The sequence below is a fragment of the Bradyrhizobium sp. LB13.1 genome, from assembly GCF_054056815.1.
This window is the reverse complement of record NZ_JBSRYQ010000001.1, coordinates 2,980,119-2,996,754: the sequence shown is the minus strand read 5'-3', so window position 1 is coordinate 2,996,754 and position 16,636 is coordinate 2,980,119. Positions and strand designations below refer to the sequence as shown.

The 16,636-nt window shown below is 63.7% G+C and carries 13 protein-coding genes and 1 pseudogene; 7 read left to right on the top strand and 7 right to left on the bottom strand.

What is annotated here, in order from left to right; all coding sequences use genetic code 11:
* Positions 1-45 precede the first annotated feature (45 nt).
* Positions 46-1,626, top strand: coding sequence for a fatty acid--CoA ligase (locus tag ACVWYI_RS14195; protein WP_456662369.1), 1,581 nt, complete (start codon positions 46-48; stop codon positions 1,624-1,626).
* 169 nt (positions 1,627-1,795) lie between these two features.
* Here the strand turns inward: ACVWYI_RS14195 and ACVWYI_RS14190 are convergent.
* Positions 1,796-3,075 (bottom strand): annotated as a pseudogene (locus tag ACVWYI_RS14190) (acyl-CoA dehydrogenase family protein).
* Positions 3,076-3,284: 209 nt separating this feature from the next.
* On the opposite strand from ACVWYI_RS14190, the gene ACVWYI_RS14185 reads away from it, so the two are divergent.
* Positions 3,285-4,064 carry an enoyl-CoA hydratase-related protein gene (locus ACVWYI_RS14185; RefSeq protein WP_456662368.1) on the top strand — a complete coding sequence of 260 codons (780 nt, stop codon included), beginning with the start codon at positions 3,285-3,287 and terminating at the stop codon, positions 4,062-4,064.
* A gap of 122 nt (positions 4,065-4,186) precedes the next feature.
* Here the strand turns inward: ACVWYI_RS14185 and ACVWYI_RS14180 are convergent, their stop codons facing one another.
* Genes ACVWYI_RS14180 through ACVWYI_RS14170 form a run of 3 tightly spaced genes read right to left on the bottom strand, consistent with a single transcriptional unit; the run spans position 4,187 to position 6,344 of the window.
* Positions 4,187-4,567 carry a DUF6285 domain-containing protein gene (locus ACVWYI_RS14180; protein WP_247349781.1) on the bottom strand — a complete coding sequence of 127 codons (381 nt, stop codon included), beginning with the start codon at positions 4,565-4,567 and terminating at the stop codon, positions 4,187-4,189.
* A gap of 2 nt (positions 4,568-4,569) precedes the next feature.
* Positions 4,570-5,556 carry a phosphotransferase family protein gene (locus tag ACVWYI_RS14175; RefSeq protein WP_456662367.1) on the bottom strand — a complete coding sequence of 329 codons (987 nt, stop codon included), beginning with the start codon at positions 5,554-5,556 and terminating at the stop codon, positions 4,570-4,572.
* The gene (locus ACVWYI_RS14170) at positions 5,553-6,344 is read right to left on the bottom strand and encodes an enoyl-CoA hydratase/isomerase (RefSeq protein WP_456662366.1); all 792 of its coding nucleotides are present in this window, start codon (positions 6,342-6,344) and stop codon (positions 5,553-5,555) included. The genes ACVWYI_RS14175 and ACVWYI_RS14170 overlap by 4 nt, the downstream gene beginning before the upstream one ends.
* A 177-nt stretch (positions 6,345-6,521) precedes the next feature.
* On the opposite strand from ACVWYI_RS14170, the gene ACVWYI_RS14165 reads away from it, so the two are divergent.
* Positions 6,522-7,301 (top strand): SDR family NAD(P)-dependent oxidoreductase, encoded by a 780-nt coding sequence (locus ACVWYI_RS14165; RefSeq protein WP_247349776.1) that lies wholly within the window; start codon positions 6,522-6,524, stop codon positions 7,299-7,301.
* A gap of 79 nt (positions 7,302-7,380) precedes the next feature.
* Positions 7,381-7,758 (top strand): VOC family protein, encoded by a 378-nt coding sequence (locus tag ACVWYI_RS14160; protein WP_354053045.1) that lies wholly within the window; start codon positions 7,381-7,383, stop codon positions 7,756-7,758.
* Between the two features lie 80 nt (positions 7,759-7,838).
* On the opposite strand, the gene ACVWYI_RS14155 is transcribed toward ACVWYI_RS14160, so the two are convergent.
* On the bottom strand, positions 7,839-9,020 hold the full coding sequence (locus ACVWYI_RS14155) for a sensor histidine kinase (protein WP_354053044.1): 1,182 nt from the start codon (positions 9,018-9,020) through the stop codon (positions 7,839-7,841).
* A 409-nt stretch (positions 9,021-9,429) separates the two neighbouring features.
* On the opposite strand from ACVWYI_RS14155, the gene ACVWYI_RS14150 reads away from it, so the two are divergent.
* On the top strand, positions 9,430-10,707 hold the full coding sequence (locus ACVWYI_RS14150; protein WP_456662365.1) for an acyl-CoA dehydrogenase family protein: 1,278 nt from the start codon (positions 9,430-9,432) through the stop codon (positions 10,705-10,707).
* A 175-nt stretch (positions 10,708-10,882) separates the two neighbouring features.
* Here the strand turns inward: ACVWYI_RS14150 and yghU are convergent, their stop codons facing one another.
* Positions 10,883-11,764 carry a glutathione-dependent disulfide-bond oxidoreductase gene (gene yghU / locus ACVWYI_RS14145; RefSeq protein WP_456662364.1) on the bottom strand — a complete coding sequence of 294 codons (882 nt, stop codon included), beginning with the start codon at positions 11,762-11,764 and terminating at the stop codon, positions 10,883-10,885.
* A 110-nt stretch (positions 11,765-11,874) separates the two neighbouring features.
* Positions 11,875-13,533 carry a flavin-containing monooxygenase gene (locus tag ACVWYI_RS14140; RefSeq protein ID WP_456662363.1) on the bottom strand — a complete coding sequence of 553 codons (1,659 nt, stop codon included), beginning with the start codon at positions 13,531-13,533 and terminating at the stop codon, positions 11,875-11,877.
* 247 nt (positions 13,534-13,780) lie between these two features.
* Here ACVWYI_RS14140 and ACVWYI_RS14135 point away from each other — a divergent pair, with 247 nt between their 5' ends.
* Both ACVWYI_RS14135 and ACVWYI_RS14130 read left to right on the top strand, forming a co-directional pair.
* On the top strand, positions 13,781-14,914 hold the full coding sequence (locus tag ACVWYI_RS14135; RefSeq protein WP_456662362.1) for a nitronate monooxygenase: 1,134 nt from the start codon (positions 13,781-13,783) through the stop codon (positions 14,912-14,914).
* A 166-nt stretch (positions 14,915-15,080) separates the two neighbouring features.
* Positions 15,081-16,595: an acetyl-CoA acetyltransferase gene (locus ACVWYI_RS14130; protein WP_456662361.1), complete on the top strand. Its 1,515-nt coding sequence runs from the start codon at positions 15,081-15,083 to the stop codon at positions 16,593-16,595.
* The last annotated feature ends 41 nt before the right edge of the window (positions 16,596-16,636 follow it).

Here is a 16,636-nt window from a genome sequence, read left to right as displayed (position 1 = left end):
ACGCCACACTCCGCGGCATAAAAAACAAGACGTCACGGGAGAAACATGTCCACCAAACAGCCATTGACTGATCTCGCCGACATGGTGCGCGAGCGTGCGACGAGCCGCGGCAACGCCACCGCCTACGAGTTCGAGGGCCGCGTCACCAGCTTTGCCGAGTTCGACGTTAAGACGAACAAGGTCGCCGGCGCGTTGATTGAAATGGGCGTGAGACGCGGCGAGCGGATCGCCTATCTCGGCAAGAACAGCGATATCTATTTCGAGCTGCTGATGGGCGCGATGAAGGCCGGCGTCGTGATGGCGCCGGTGAACTGGCGGCTCGCGAGCCCCGAGGTCGCCTTCATCGTTAGCGACTGCAAGGCCCCGGTGCTGTTCGTGGGACCGGAGTTCATCGCTCAGGTCAGCCAGATCAAGGACGAGCTGCCGGGTGTGCGCACCGTCATCACCACCGAAGGCGGCGCGCCGGAGTGGCCTGATTATACAGCCTGGCGCGATGCACAGAGCGGCGACGATCCCGGAGTACCGATCGATACCAGGGATATCGCCATCCAGCTCTATACGTCCGGCACGACGGGCAAGCCGAAGGGCGCGATGCTGTCGCATGCCAACTTCCTCAACCTGGTGCAAACAGGCAATGCCGAGGACAAGCCGGAGTGGAACCGGTGGTCGACCGACGACGTGTCGCTGGTCGCGATGCCGATCTTCCACATCGGCGGCTCCGGCTGGGGCGTGATGGGGCTCTATCACGGCGCCCGCGGCGTGATTGCGCGCGAGTTCGATCCGACCAAAGTGCTGGATTTCTTCGAACAGTCCGGCATCACAAAACTGTTCATGGTGCCGGCGGCGATGCAGTTCGTGGTGCGGCAGCCACGCGCCAGGACGGTCGATTTCTCGCGGTTGAAATACATGCTGTACGGTGCCTCCCCGATACCCGCGGCGCTGCTGAAGGAGTGCATCGAGATCTTCAAATGCGGTTTCGTGCAGATGTACGGTATGACCGAGACCACTGGCACCATCGTCGCGCTGCCGCCGGAAGACCACGTCGAGGGACTGGAGCGGATGCGCTCGGCCGGCAAGGCGCTGCCGGGCATCGAGATCGCGATCCTTGATGTCGAAGGCAAGCCGCTGCCGCCGCGCGAAGTCGGCGAGATCGCGACGCGCTCGGGCTCCAACATGGCCGGCTACTGGAATTTGCCGGAAGCGACCGCCGCGACGTTGCGCTCCGACGGCTGGCTGCGCACCGGCGACGCCGGCTACATGGACGAAGACGGCTATCTCTACATCCACGACCGCATCAAGGACATGATCATCTCCGGCGGCGAAAACATCTATCCCGCCGAGGTCGAGAGCGCGCTGTGCGATCATCCCGATGTCGCAGAAGCTGCCGTGATCGGCATACCCGACGACAAATGGGGCGAGGCGGTGAAGGCCGTCGTGGTGATGAAGCCGGGCAAGCAGGCGACCGAAACCGACATCATCAACTTCACCCGCGAGCGCATCGCCGGGTTCAAGACGCCGAAGAGCGTCGAGTTTTTGCCGGCGCTGCCGCGAAATCCAAGCGGCAAGATCTTGCGGCGGCAATTGCGCGAGCCGTATTGGGCGGGGAAGGACCGGCGGGTGAATTGATCGTCGTTGCCGCCCGAAGCGATGAAGCGATCCAGAGTCCCTCCATAGCGACAGTTCTGGATTGCTTCGCTCCGCTCGCAATGACGGTGTGGAAGCAGACACGCGCCCCTCTCCTCCGTCATTGCGAGGAGCCCTTGCGACGAAGCAATCCAGACTGTCTCGCGTCAGTCTAATGCTTCCCCGGCCCCATATAGCCGAACAGGAATCCCGCCACCTTCCGCATCTGGATTTCCTCGCTGCCCTCGGTGATGCGGTAGCGGCGGTGGTGGCGGTAGATGTGCTCGAACGGCTTGTGGCGTGAATAGCCCATGCCGCCGTGGACCTGCATGGCGCGGTCGGCGGATTCGCAAGCGAGGCGGTTTGCCCAGTAGTTGCACATGGAGACCCGGTCGGAGAGCGTGCGCTCGATCTGCTCCTCGGTGAGCTTGTCCATCTCCCAGGCGGTCTTGCGGATCAACAGGCGCAGCATCTCGGCCTGGGTCGCCAGCTCGACCAGCGGGAACTGAATCGCCTGGTTTTCGGCCAGCGCCTTGCCGAACGGTTTTCGCTCGCGCGCATATTTCACGCTCTCGTTGATGCAATAGACGGCGGCTCCGAGCGAACTCGCGGCCTGGCGGATTCGGTTCTGGTGCACGAAGCACTGCGCCAGCGACAAGCCGCGACCGACCTCGCCGAACAGCGCGTCCTCGGGCACGAACACGTCGGTGAAGCTGACGCGGGGATGATCGGTCGGCATGTTGAAGGTCCACATGTACTCTTCGATCTTCACGCCATGGCTCCTGGCCGGCACCAGGAAGCAGGTGATGCCGCGCGCATCGCCGTCATTGCCGCTAGTGCGCACGAACAGCGCGCAGTGCGTGGCGACATGCATGCCGGTGGTCCACATCTTCTCGCCGTTGATGATCCAGCCCTTGACGTTGTCACGGGTCGCAGGCACCGCGCGCGTTTCCATGTGGGTGGCGTCGGAGCCATGATTTGGCTCGGTCAGCCCGAAGGTGATGCGGTACTTGCCCTTGATCGAGCCGTCGATCATCGCCTTCTGGTCGTCGCGGCCGTAGCGGTCGAGCATGGTGGCGACAGGAAAATTGCCGACGATGGAATGCTCGTTCTGGAGGTCGTTGTGCAGGCCGAGCCCCTTCGCGGCAAAGTGCTCGCGGATCACGGCCATCCAGAGGTTGGAGCCATCCTTGGGCTGCCGCCATATTGCTTCGGCACTGGAAAGCGCAGATGGCCGGCGGCGTCCGCGAGATCCTTGGCCTTGCGCAGCAGCGCTTCCCATTCGTGGCGCGGCAGGCCGCCATTTTCGAAATCGGTGCGCGCCCATTCGCGGCGATGATCGAAGAAGCGGATGTTGTCGTCGGCCTCCTCCAGCGGCTTGATCTCGCGTTCGATGAATTGGTCAAGCTCTCCGAGATAGGCGGCGAGGTCGGCAGGCAATGAGAAATCCACGGTTCTCTCCCGGATGATTTTTTCGTGTTGCGTTAAGGCGCTATGCGCGATTTTCTTCCCGCGATTAAGGTGAGAAGAGTGTCCGCAAGTCAAGCAAGCCGAGGCGTGTGAGAGGCGCAAGGCGCGCTTGCGCAATTCGATGGTGTTGACGCGCCGCCGCGCGCTACACTGCGACGAAATTCTCTGTCACAGAAAATGCGGGAGCGACCATGGAGCTGAAATTTTCCAAAGTGGAACGCAAGGGACCGATCACGATCGTCACGCTGTCGCGGCCCGAGGTCTACAACGCGCTGCACACCGACGCGCATTTCGAGCTCCAAACGGTGTTCGACGATTTCTGCGCCGATGCCGAGCAGTGGGTCGCGATCGTCACCGGCGCCGGCGACAAGGCATTCTGCGCCGGCAACGACCTGAAGTGGCAGGCGGCAGGTGGCAAGCGCGGCTGGGACAAGGGCGGGTTTGCCGGCCTCACCGCGCGCTTCGACTGCGACAAGCCGATCGTCGCCGCCGTCAACGGTGTCGCCATGGGCGGTGGTTTCGAGATCGCGCTCGCCTGCGATCTCATCATCGCCTCCGAGAATGCGACCTTCGCCCTGCCCGAGCCACGCGTCGGCCTTGCCGCCCTCGCCGGCGGCCTGCACCGGCTGCCGCGGCAGATCGGCTTGAAGCGCGCCATGGGCATGATCCTCACTGCGCGCCATGTCGGCGCCAAGGAAGGCCTGGAGCTCGGCTTCGTCAACGAGGTGGTGCCGCAGGGCGAGGCGCTGTCGGGCGCGCTGCGCTGGGCCGAGATGATCACCAAGAACTCGCCGATGTCGATACGCGCGTCGAAGCAGACCATCCAGAAGGGGCTTGGCGTGTCGCTGGAGCAGGCGATCGAGGAGCAGCGAGAGTACCCGGCGGTGAAGGCGATGGCGGCGTCACAGGACTACATCGAGGGCCCGAAGGCGTTTGCGGAGAAGCAGCCGCCGAAATGGGTGGGGAAGTAGACGGTCCCTCTCCGTCATTGCGAGCGCAGCGGGCGCAGCGAAGCAATCCAGAATCTCACCGCTGTGGCAGTCTGGATTGCTTCGTCGCAAGGGCTCCTCGCAATGACGAAGGATGGATCGCCCTAACCGCCGCCTCGCGACAGCTCGCGCTTATAGGATGCATAATTCGGCTGGTCGACCGCGAGCTTGTCCATCGTCGTCTGCCAGAGGTGTTCGGCCAACCCCGGTGTTGCGAGATCCACCTCGCTTTTCGCGATACGGTCGGCTAGCGCGCGGTTGAGCTCCGTCACCGTGCCGTCCGCGCCGAGCAGCGCGCGCAACCGCTCGACCTCCGCAGCATCGCTCCCCTCCCCCTGCGTCAGCTGCCGTGTCACGAGATCGAGGATGTTGACGGCGACCCGCAGCTTGAAGGCGGGGTGGCCGGAAATCAACGGCGCGATGTCGTTGCGAAGGAAATCGGCGACCGATTTGGTCAGCTCGATCGGGGTCGGTTCGTCCTGCATGGTCAACTCCCCCGCGGCGCGAGCAGCCGCAACAGATCGATTTCGGTCTCGGAGGCGCGGCGGCCGATCATGGCGCGTTCCATCGAATGGTCGGGGCCTTCGCGAAACCGCTGCATCATGCCGCCGCACATGATGCCCCAGCGCAGCGTGCCCATCACTTCCCAGAACTTGACCCGCTCAGGATCGCATTTGCGCCCCGCGGCCTCATAGCCGGCGAACAGCTCTTCGCGCGAGCCAAACCCGCCGACGGGCTTGTCGATCTCGCCAAAACGCCATGAGTTGACGCAGACCCAGCCGAGATCCTCCATGGGATCGCCGAGATGGGCGAGCTCCCAGTCGAGCACCGCGCGCACGCCATCGGCAGCGATGATGAGATTGCCGTTGCGGAAATCGCCGTGTACCAGCGTTTCTTCGGCGGACGGGCCGGGGTCGTGGTCGCGCAGCCAGCGCAGCGCCAGCTCGAACACGGGCTTCGGCCAGTTCAGGCTGCGATAGTCGCGCTCAAACTCGCTGATCTCCTTCGTGGCGCTCATGTGCCGCAGCTCGGGCAGCTTCGAAAGGGGCAGCTTATGGAGTCCGGCCAGCACCCCGCCGATCTGCCGCGCGAGGCGCGGTCGCGCCGCGGCGAATTGATCATCGCGAAGAATCTTGCGCGCGATGGTCTCGCCCTCGACCCGCTGCATGATGAAGCCGGTGCCGAGATCGTCGTCCGGCACCAGCACATGCATGACGCGCGGCGACGGCACGCCGGCGTCGAATGCGAGCTGCATCAGCGTTGCTTCGGCAGCGAGGCCGGCTGCACGCGTCGGTGCAGCACCATAGCCGTTCGGTGCGCGGCGCAGAATCGCGCCGATCGACCCATCCGGATGTACGATATCGAAGCGCCAGGTTTCCTGACTGGCGCCGCCGGACAGCCTTGCTACTCCGGCGACACCCGTCGCGCCCGGGTACCAGCGCTGAACGCTGCGGGAGAGTTCGGCCTCGATCATTTGCCTTTGAACTGCGCCGGGCGCTTCTCCAGGAACGCACCGACGCCTTCACGGAAGTCCTGCGTATCGCCGGCGCGGAGCTGGCACTGGAATTCGAGATTGAGCTGATCTTCGAAGGAATTCTCCGGGCTGTCCCAGTAGAGCTTGCGGATCAGCGACAGTGCGACCGTCGGGCCGCTGGCGAGTTCATGCGCGAGCTTCATCGCCTCCTCCATCAGCACGCCGTCATCATAGACGCGGTTGACGAGGCCCCATTCCAGCGCCTTCTCGGCCGGGAGCCGCTCACCCATCAGCGACAATTCGATCGAGCGGGCCTTGCCGATCAGCCGCGGCAGCAGCCAGGTCGAGCCGCAATCCGGCACGAGGCCGATACGGCGGAAGGCTTGCAGGAAATAGGACGAGCGCGCGCACAGAATCATGTCGCCGAGCAGCGCGAAGCTCATGCCGGCGCCGGCCGCCGGACCATTGACCGCGGTGACAACAGGACAATGCAGATTGCGGATGCGGCGCAGGAACGGGTGGAAGCCGGTCTCCAGCGTCAGGCCGGCCTTGGTCTTCTTCGACTGGTTGTTGCGGCCCTGGAGATTCGCGCCGGTGCAGAATGCGCGGCCCGCTCCGGTCAGCACGACGCAACGCACCTCGTCCTTTTTCTCCTCGATCGCATCGAGCGCATCGGCGAGACCGCCCCCCAGCATGTCCACGGAGACCGCGTTCATCACCTCCTGATGGTCGAGCTTGAGGATCGCGACCGAACCATCGAGATCGAGCGTGACGTGTTTGAACTGCATGGTTTCCTCGTACGTTGCGGCCTGTGTCAATTTCGCAGACCGGAATTGCTTGCCGGGGCGCATATTTGATTTTTGGCGCGGTCTTGTCCATGGTGATCAGAGCATAGCCAGCAATCTTGCGCGCAGCGGCTGATGCGCCGCATGCCGAGAAGACTTGCCAAAAACAGGAAACGCGCCATGGACCTTTTCGACCTCTCGGGCCGCGTGGCCGTGATCACCGGCGGCAATGGCGGTATCGGACTCGGCATCGCACAGGCGCTCGCCGGCCAGGGCTGCAACGTCTCGATCTGGGGCCGTAATCCCGACAAGAACAGAAGCGCTGCCGCGAGCCTTGCGGATCTGCCCGGCAAGGTCGACGCGCGGGTCTGCGACGTCACTGACCCGGCCTCGGTCAATGCCGCGATGAAGGCCACGCTCGACATTTTCGGCCGGGTCGACGGCTGCTTCGCCAATGCCGGCATCGGCGGCGGCGGCCGGCGCTCCTTCATCGAGCGCACCGAGGAGGAATGGCGCACGATGTTTGCGACCAATCTCGACGGCGTCTTCCACGCGTTCCAGGCTGCCGCAAGACACATGACCCAGCGCGCCGAGGCCGGCGATCCCTTTGGCCGGCTGGTCGCGACCTCGAGCCTGGCCTCGATCTTCGGCACCGCGCGTAACGAGCATTACGCGGCGACCAAGGCCGCGATCAACGCGCTGGTGCGCGCGCTCGGCGTCGAGCTGGCACGCCACGGCGTCACCGCGAATGCAATCCTGCCCGGCTGGATCAAGAGCGACATGACCGCCGGCATCATGGCCAACGAAAAATTCGTCGCCAACGTGATGCCGCGCATTCCGGTGCGGCGCTTCGGCGAGGCCAGCGATTTCGGCGGCATCGCAGTGTATCTGATGAGCAAGGCCTCGTCCTATCACACCGCGGATACATTCGTGATCGACGGCGGCTATACAGCGTTTTGAGTTTTTGTCGTGGTGGGCACGCTGCGCTTTGCCAACCCTACAATGTCTGATTTCGTAAGCGCAAAAGGGGACAGGGCAAATGTTTTCCCACGTGATGATCGGCACCAACGACCTCGACAAGGCCAAGGCGTTCTACGACAATTTGCTGAGCACGCTCGAGGTGCGGCCGGCCAGGGTTGACGGCCATCGCATCTTCTACATCACCAAGACCGGCGTGTTCTCGGTCACGAAGCCGATCAACGGCGAGGCGGCGACTTGCGCGAATGGCGGCACCATCGGCTTCGCCTGCCATTCGCCGGAACAGGTCGACGCCTGGCATGCCGCCGGTGTCGCCGCTGGCGGCATCCCTTGCGAAGATCCACCCGGCGTCCGACAAGGCCCGGGCGTCAACCTCTATATTGCGTATTTGCGCGACCTCGACGGCAACAAGATCTGCGCGATGCATCGGATGGTGTGAGCGGAGCACTCACTGCGTCGCCGTAGCCAGGATAGCCATCCGAAGGACGGCGTCGCTTCCGTTCGCCTGTGTCCGGCGCGCTAGGCATCGCGTGGCACGGGCGCAACTCGCGGCACGATCACGCCAATTCGTGTCCCCTCGTCTGGCTCGCTTTCGAGATTGATACGCCCGCCCAGCCGACTGACGACGATGTTATGAACGATGTGCAGGCCGAGACCGATGCAGCCTTGACTGCGACGCGTCGTGAAGAACGGATTGAACGCCTGCCGGCGCAGATCCGCGCTCATGCCGCAGCCATCATCAGAAACGACAATCTCAATTTCATCCCGGCCGCACGCGCAAATCTCGATGTTGATGCTACCGCTCTTGCCATGCGGAAACGCGTGCACCATCGCGTTCTTAATCAGGTTGGTCACTACCTGTGCGAATTGACCGGGATAACTGTTCATTGCCAGATCGGGCTGGCATTCGACATTGAGCGCCAAAGCGTTCTTCCGCAATTCCTGCTGTAGGCTCACGACAACCTGTCGCGTCAGCTCGCCCGGATCGAAGCTGCGGCGTTCAAGATAGCCTTGATCGACAGCGACCTGCTTGAATGCCTGGATCAATTCCGCGGCGCGCGCGAGATTGTCGGCCAGATGCAGTGATGCGGTCTGAACAACCGCGACGAACTCATTCAGGCTCGATCGCTTCAGCCCGCCCCGTGCGACTTCCGCCGCAAACTTTGTCGTCTTGCGCTCCAGCGCCGAGGTGACGGTCAGGCTGGTACCGACGGGACTGTTGATCTCGTGTGCCACGCCAGCCACCAACCGTCCGAGAGCTGCGAGCTTCTCCGCCTCGACCAGCGAATCCTGAGCCTCTTTCAGGCGTTGCAACGCCGCCTCCGCCGCGTCGCGCGCGCCGCGAATCTCTCGCTCGCTGCGCTTGCGTTCGGTGATCTCCTCTGCCGCGACATTGACGCCGACAATGTTACCGTTCGGGCCGCGTTGCGGATGCCAATAGGTGATCCAGCAGCGTTCGTCATTATAGCCGGGACGCTGGCCGTAAACCTCGATGCCGGTGACCGGCTCGCCGGTTTCCATGATGGAGCGAACGATGCCCTCGACGGCGGATGCGAGCCCGGGCACGCAATCCCGCACCGTGTGCCCGAGATGGCCTTCGACCGAGATACCGCAGATCTCGGTGAGGCGCTGGTTGATCTGCAAATAGCGGCAGTCCGGCGAAAGATATGCAAGCCCGATCGGCGCCGTATCGTAGATCAACTGCAGCGCCGGCTGCTTTGGAAACTGCACTTCGCGTATAACGGAAGAACTCATGTACTCTCTCCCTCAGCGCGAGCCGGAGGTTAGCCGGTTACAGCGGCGCGCAAAAGCCCCAATAGCCACCGGGAACAGGCGGAATCAGTACGGAATCCGCTAGAGGAGCTGCGGCGGCGCGACCCGTTAACCGACCCACATGTTCAGATCGCAAGATGCCTGCTGGAGATCTGCGAGCAGACGGGTCATCCGACTGTCGCCGTCGCGATGCCGATCTCGCTCAAACAGTGTTTGAAAAGCTATTGCGATATTCCATCGCGTGGCATGGCTCGCGTTGGAAAATGCGCGCTCGCACTTTGGCGACGCTGCGACTATTCTCTGCTCCAGCACGATCTCAGCGAGTCCGGGAGGAACAATGACAAAACACGCCTATATTCCCCGCACCACCAATTACACCCTCAACCCCGGCGACGAGCTCAACGACCTCCGGATGTCGGACCAGGTCCGGCCGCTCTATGATCACGTCAGGAAGTTCATCCGCGAAACCGTCGAGCCGATGTCGATCGAATTCGCCAAGGCCGGCGAAGGCAAAGAGGATCGCTGGAGCTTTACGCCGAAGCAGCTCGAGGTGCTGGAGAAAGCCAAGAACAAGGCCAAGCAGGAAGGCCTCTGGAACTTCTTCCTGCCCGACGACGACACCGGCCAGGGCCTGAAGAATCTCGACTACGCCTACATTGCATCCGAGCTCGGCAAGAGCCCGCTGGCCTCGGAGAGCATGAACTGCTCGGCGCCGGACACCGGCAACATGGAGGTGCTGGAGCGCGTCGGCACCAAGGAGCAGAAGGAGAAGTGGCTGAAGCCGTTGATGAACGGCGATATCCGCTCGGCCTATGTCATGACCGAGCCGAACGTCGCCTCCTCCGACGCCAAGAACATCTCGACGAACGCAAAGCTCGTCGGCGACGAGTGGGTGATCAACGGCGAGAAGTATTACATCTCCGGTGTCGGCGATCCTCGCTGCAAGATCCTCATCGTGATGGTGAAGACCAATCCGGATGCGGCGCCGAGCAAGCAGCAGTCGCAGATCCTGGTGCCGCGCGACACCCCCGGCGTCGAAGTGCTCGGCCCCATGTACGTGTTCGGCCAGGACCACGCGCCGCGCGGCCACATGCACATGCGCTTCAACAACGTGCGCGTGCCCAAGGAAAACATTCTGCTCGGCGAAGGCCGCGGCTTCGAGATCTCGCAGCTTCGGCTCGGCCCGGGCCGCATCCATCACTGCATGCGCACCATCGGCAAGGCCGAGAAGGCGCTCGATTTGATGGTGCAGCGTGGCCTCACCCGCGAAGCCTTCGGCAAGAAGATCGCCCATCTCGGCGGCAACATGCAGATCATCGCGCAGGCGCGCTGCGAGATCGAGGCGATGCGGCTGATGGTCTTGAAGGCCGCCAAGGCCATGGATGTGCTCGGCAACAAGGAAGCCCGCGTCTGGGTCTCCATGGTCAAGGCCATGGTGCCGGAGCGAGCCTGCAAGATCATCGACCAGTCGATCCAGATGCACGGCGCCACCGGCATCTCGCACTGGACCCCGCTCGCCGAAATGTACCAGGACGTCCGCCATCTCCGCTTCGCCGACGGTCCGGACGAGGTGCACTGGATGGTGGTGGGACGCCACGAGCTGAGCATGGCGTGAACTTTCTTCCCCTTCTCCCCGCCTGCGGGGAGAAGGTTGGGATGAGGGGATTCTCCGCAAGGACGGTGACAGTTGGATTCGCGGAGAGTCCCCCCTCACCCGGAATTCAAGCGAGATTGAATTCCGACCTCTCCTCGCTTGCGGCCGCAAGCGGGGCGAGTTGAAGCAAGACCACCTACGACGCGGCCGCCTCGCCGATCTTGTCCTGCGTCTTGGTCTCAAAATCGCCGGCATCATGCCGCTCGTGGAGCTGGCTGGCGGGATCGCCGGAGACGCGGTTGACCATGCGGCCGCGCTTGACGGCCGGGCGCTTGGCGATCTGGTCGGTCCAGCGCTGCACGTGCTTGTAGTCCTGCACGGACAGGAATTCGCCCGCGCCATAGACCAGCCCCTTGGCGAGCGCGCCATACCAGGGCCACACCGCCATGTCGGCGATGGTGTATTCGCTGCCGGCGAGATATTCATTGTCGGCGAGCCGGCGGTCGAGCACGTCGAGCTGGCGCTTGGTCTCCATCGCAAAACGGTCGATGGCATATTCGATCTTGGTCGGCGCGTAGGCGTAAAAGTGGCCGAAGCCACCGCCGAGATAGGGCGCGCTGCCCATCTGCCAGAACAGCCACGACATCGCTTCGGTACGGCTCTTGATGTCCTTCGGCAGGAAGGCGCCGAACTTCTCCGCGAGATAAAGCAGGATCGAGCCGGACTCGAACACCCGGATCGGCTCCGGGCCTGAGCGGTCCATCAGCGCCGGGATTTTGGAATTCGGATTGATGTCGACAAAGCCGCTGCCGAACTGGTCACCATTGCCGATCTTGATCAGCCAGGCGTCGTATTCCGCGCCCTTGTGGCCGAGCGCCAGAAGCTCCTCCAGCATCACGGTGACCTTGACGCCGTTCGGCGTCGCCAGCGAATAGAGCTGGAAGGGGTGGCGGCCGACCGGCAGCTCCTTGTCATGCGTGGGACCGGCGATCGGGCGGTTGATGCTGGCGAACTGCCCGCCGTTCTCCTTGTTCCAGGTCCAGACCTTGGGCGGCACGTAGGCGGGGGCGTCAGTCATGCAAAGCTCTCCGGCGGGAAGATGCGTCTGCATTAATTAGCGCGCAAATGGCGAATGACAAGCCTGCCCGGTCTGCGCCCGGCGCGGACCTCAGTCCGGCCGCATGCAGCCTAGCCCGTCACCAGCCTGCGCGGCCGGGCTTCGGCTTCCATCACGAACCCCTCATATCCCTTCGCCGCGACCTCGTCGCAGATCCGACGGTAGACGCCGACGCCGCCGATATAGGGCATGAAAATGCGCGGCTTGCCGGGGATGTTGGCACCCATGTACCAGGAATTGGCCTGCGGATAGAGCGTGCCATGGGCGACCTCGTTGACATGGGCGACCCATTTGTCCTCGGCTTCCCCATCCGCCTCCATCGTGGCAAGGCCCTGCTTGCGCATGTGGACGAGGCTGTCCGCGATCCAGTCGGCATGCTGCTCGATCGACACGATCATGTTCGAGAGCACCGAGGGGCTGCCGGGGCCGGTGATGATGAAGAGGTTCGGAAAGCCGGCGCTCATCAACCCGAGATAGGTCTTGGGGCCTTCCGCCCATTTCCGGTTCAGCGTCTGTCCGCCCGGACCTCGGATGTCGATCTTCGCGACCGATCCGGTCATGGCGTCGAAGCCGGTCGCGAGCACGAGCGCGTCGACCTCGTGGTCCTCGCCTCCGACACGGACGGCATTCACCGTGATCTCCTGGATCGGGTTGCTCTTGATATCGACCAGCGAGACGTTCGGCCGGTTGAAGGTCGCGAAATAATCGGTGTCGATGCAGATGCGCTTGGTGCCGATTGGATGGCTGTCCGGCTGCAGCAGCCTTGCCGTCTCGGGATCCGTCACGATCTCGCCGATCTTGCCGCGGACGAAATTCGCGGCGGTGTCGTTCGCCGACAGCGCGAGGCCGAGATTGTTGTAGGCATACATGAAGGTGAGACCACCGCGCTCCCAGCGCGCCGCGTATTTTTCGCGCCTGACATCGTCGCTATCATCGAGCGCGCCGCGGTCGGGCTGCTCGGCGAAAATACCGTTGCGCGCGACTTCGCGGGCGAAGCGGCGGATCTCGGGATAATTCTTGCGGAACGTGTTGCGCTCCTGGTCGGTCAACGCGGCATTGCGGGCGGGAATGGAAAAATTCGCAGTGCGCTGAAACACTGTCAGATGTTTTGCCTGTTCGGCGATGACGGGCGCCGACTGAATGCCTGACGATCCCGTTCCGATCAGGCCGACGCGCAAGCCGGTGAAATCAACGTCTTCGTGCGGCCAATTGCCGGTGTGATAGACGGGACCTTTGAAGTTATCGAGACCCTTGATGTCGGGCTTGCGCGCATTCGAGAGACAGCCGGTCGCGAGCACGACGAATTGCGCCTGAACCGTTTTGCCGTCGGACGTCGTCACCGCCCAGCACCTCGCATGTTCGTCGAACATCGCGCGCTCGACGTTGGTGTTGAACTGGATGTCCCGGCGCAGATCAAACCGGTCAGCGACGTGGTCGACGTATTTCAAAATCTCCGGCTGCGATGCGTAGCGCTCGCTCCAGTCCCATTCCTGCTGGAGTTCTTCCGAGAACGAATAGGAATATTGCATGCTCTCGACGTCGCAACGCGCACCGGGATAGCGATTCCAGTACCAGGTGCCGCCGACGCCGCCGCCCTGCTCGTAGACTCGCGCCGAGAAACCGAGCCCGCGCAAGCGGTGCAGCATGTACATGCCGGCGAAGCCCGCGCCGACGACGATCACGTCGTAGGATTCCGTGGTCGGAGACGGATTCGCTTGCGCTGGCGACATCGACTGGCGCTCCCTTTTCTGTTGTTGTGGGCCAGCATTCGCTCGCGCATCCGAAAGCGCAAGAGGCAAATCGGCCGGCTCTGATCTGCTTATTTTGTACAGCGGAATGGCTCGTCTGCCGCGCGGCGCCTGCGCGCAAGATGCGTGGCCGAATCCGGCGTGGCATCGCGGACGACGATGGGCTAGCGTCGAGTGGTCTTCGCTGCAGAATGCAACAACAGCAACGCGAGGCCGCCGGGAGGGAACGATGAAATCGCCGATCTGCGATATGCTGGGCATCGAGTTCCCGCTGCTCGCCTTCAGCCATTGCCGCGATGTCGTCGCCGCCGTCAGCCGCGCCGGCGGCTTTGGCGTGTTAGGTGCGACCGTGCACACGCCTGATACCCTCGAACGCGAGCTGAAATGGATCGACGACCACGTTGAGGGCAAGCCTTACGGTGTCGACGTGCTGATCCCGGAAAACATTTCGACCGCGGGTGAGAAGGACGTCACCTGGAAGAGCCTTGAAGCACGCGTGCCGCAGGAGCATCGCAACTACACGCGCGATCTCCTGAAGAAATACGGCATCGAACTCACGACCACTGAGGTGGCTGACGACCAGCCGCAGCCATTCGATGCCAGGACCGCGTTGGAGCTGCTGGAGGTCTCGTTCAACCACCCGATTCGCCTGATCGCCAATGCCCTGGGCGTGCCGCCGAAGGCCATGATCGAGATGGGCAGGAAGCACGGCGTGCCGGTTGCCGCTCTGGTCGGCGCCAAGGAGCATGCGCTACGACAGGTCGCGGCCGGCGTCGATATCCTCGTGGTCCAGGGCACCGAAGCGGGCGGCCATTGCGGCGAGGTCTCCACCATGGTGCTGGTGCCGGAGGTGATCAAGGCGATCAAGCCGATCCGCGACGTGCCGGTGCTGGCCGCCGGCGGCATCATGACCGGACGGCAGATGGCGGCCTGCATGGCCATGGGTGCGGCCGGCGCCTGGACCGGCTCGGTGTGGCTTGCCACCGTCGAGGCCGAAACCACGGAAATCTTTCGTGAGAAGATGATCGCCGCATCATCGCGCGATGCGATCCGCTCGAAAGGGCGTACGGGAAAGCCGGCCCGACAACTCCGCTCGGTCTGGACCGACGCCTGGGATCGCGCACCCGAGAGCCCCGGCGCATTGCCGATGCCGCTACAAAGCATCGTCAGCCGCGACGCCTTCAACTCGATCGACCGCGCCGCGGCGAGCGGCAACGCGAGGGCGCGGGATCTCGTCAGCTATTTCGTCGGCCAGGGCGTCGGCCTCATCGACAGCGTGAAATCCGCAGGCGCCGTGGTGCAGGAGTTCAAGGAAGAGTTTGCCGAAGCCGTCGAGCACATGAATGCGCTGGTGGCGGAGTGATTGCCCGCGGACCATCCTTCGAGGCTCGCCCGGCGGCGTACGCGCCGCTCGGCTCGCACCTCAGGATGACGCGGTATCTGTAGCCGTCATCCTGAGGTGCCGTAGCGCAGCGAAGGCCTCGAAGGGCGACGGCGTGCCCAAGATCTGAAACGTGAAGCAAACAGAAATGACGAACTCCTCTATCCCCCCAAACCGCATCCCCGTCATCGTCGGCATCGGCGAGATCGTCGATCGCCCCAAGGAGATCACCGACGGCCTCGAGCCGCTTGATCTGCTCGAACAGGCGCTGCGACGTGCCGAACAGGACGCCGGCGCCAAACTGCTCGGCGAGGTGCAATCGCTCGACGTCGTCAACTTCCTGAGCTGGCGTTATCGCGATCCGGAGCAGCTGCTGGCGAAACAACTCGGCATCACGCCGGCGCATTGCTATTACGGCCCGGTCGGCGGCGAAAGCCCGATCCGCTACGTCCACGAGGCAGCAAAGCGCATCGCGCGCGGCGAATGCACGGTGGCCGCGGTCTGCGGCGCGGAGGCGCAGTCGACCGCGACCAAGGCCGAGCGCGCCGGGGCCAAGCTGCCATGGACGCCGTTCGCCCATGACGTCGAGGAGCCGAAGCGCGGCGCGGCGTTCCAGAAGCCGTTGGCCGTGAAGCTCGGTGTGTTCCGCCCCGTCACCGTCTACCCGTTCTATGAGACCGCCTCCTCGGCGCATTGGGGCCAGACGCCGCGCGAGGCGATGGCAGAGTCCGGCACGCTATGGTCGCGCTATTCCGAGGCCGCGGCGCAAAATCCCAACGCCTGGCTCAAGCGGCGCTACGCGCCGGACGAGATCACGACGCCGACGGCGGACAATCGTCTCATCGCGTGGCCCTACAACAAGCTCATGGTTGCCAACCCCAGCGTCAACATGGGCGGTGCGCTGCTGCTCACCAGCCTCGCCAGGGCTCGCGCGGCCGGCATTGCCGAAGACAAGCTGGTCTACCCGCTCGGCGGCGCCTCTGCGGAAGAACCGCGCGACTATCTCCTGCGCGACCAGTTTTACGAGAGCCATCCGCAGAATGCGGTGCTGAAAGCCGCGATGGACCTCGTCGGCGGCGACGGCAAAGAGTTCGACGCGATCGAACTGTACAGCTGCTTCCCGTGCGTGCCCAAGATGGCGCGGCGGACGCTGGGTTTAGGCCCCGACGTACAGCCGACCGTGACCGGCGGCCTCACCTTCTTCGGCGCGCCGCTCAACACCTACATGACGCATGCAGCCTGCGCGATGGTGCGGCGTGTGCGCGACGGCGCAAAGCTCGGCCTGCTTTACGGCCAGGGCGGCTTCGTCACCAAGCATCATGCGCTGGTGGTGTCGAAGGTGCCGCCGCGTGAGGCATTGGCGCAGGAGACCAGCGTGCAAGCGGCGGCAGACAGCAACAAGCGCGCGGTGCCGGAGTTCGTCACGGATATCTCAGGCAGGGGCAAGGTCGAGAGCTTTACGGTGCTCTACGGCCGTGGCGGCGATGTCGAGCACGGCGTGGTGATGCTGCGGACGGAAGATGACAGGCGCACGCTGGCGCGGATACCCGCGAGCGATACGGCGACTCTGGCGCATCTCCTGAACACGGATAGGACGCCGGTCGGCTCACTCGGCGAGATCACGATGGCCGTCGATGGCGTGCCGGAGTGGCGCGCGGCCTAGACTAGCTCTCGTGTCCCCGACGCGGTGCGGCATGCAATGCC

What these genes read in the sequence shown, in the direction of transcription:
- ACVWYI_RS14185 (WP_456662368.1), top strand. Translation starts at nt 3,285, where the DNA reads ATGGAGCTGAAATTTTCCAAAGTGGAACGCAAGGGACCGATCACGATC.
- ACVWYI_RS14140 (WP_456662363.1), bottom strand. Translation starts at nt 13,533, where the DNA reads ATGTCGCCAGCGCAAGCGAATCCGTCTCCGACCACGGAATCCTACGAC.
- ACVWYI_RS14195 (WP_456662369.1), top strand. Translation starts at nt 46, where the DNA reads ATGTCCACCAAACAGCCATTGACTGATCTCGCCGACATGGTGCGCGAG.
- ACVWYI_RS14135 (WP_456662362.1), top strand. Translation starts at nt 13,781, where the DNA reads ATGAAATCGCCGATCTGCGATATGCTGGGCATCGAGTTCCCGCTGCTC.
- ACVWYI_RS14130 (WP_456662361.1), top strand. Translation starts at nt 15,081, where the DNA reads ATGACGAACTCCTCTATCCCCCCAAACCGCATCCCCGTCATCGTCGGC.
- ACVWYI_RS14160 (WP_354053045.1), top strand. Translation starts at nt 7,381, where the DNA reads ATGTTTTCCCACGTGATGATCGGCACCAACGACCTCGACAAGGCCAAG.
- ACVWYI_RS14170 (WP_456662366.1), bottom strand. Translation starts at nt 6,344, where the DNA reads ATGCAGTTCAAACACGTCACGCTCGATCTCGATGGTTCGGTCGCGATC.
- ACVWYI_RS14150 (WP_456662365.1), top strand. Translation starts at nt 9,430, where the DNA reads ATGACAAAACACGCCTATATTCCCCGCACCACCAATTACACCCTCAAC.
- ACVWYI_RS14180 (WP_247349781.1), bottom strand. Translation starts at nt 4,567, where the DNA reads ATGCAGGACGAACCGACCCCGATCGAGCTGACCAAATCGGTCGCCGAT.
- ACVWYI_RS14175 (WP_456662367.1), bottom strand. Translation starts at nt 5,556, where the DNA reads ATGATCGAGGCCGAACTCTCCCGCAGCGTTCAGCGCTGGTACCCGGGC.
- ACVWYI_RS14165 (WP_247349776.1), top strand. Translation starts at nt 6,522, where the DNA reads ATGGACCTTTTCGACCTCTCGGGCCGCGTGGCCGTGATCACCGGCGGC.
- yghU (WP_456662364.1), bottom strand. Translation starts at nt 11,764, where the DNA reads ATGACTGACGCCCCCGCCTACGTGCCGCCCAAGGTCTGGACCTGGAAC.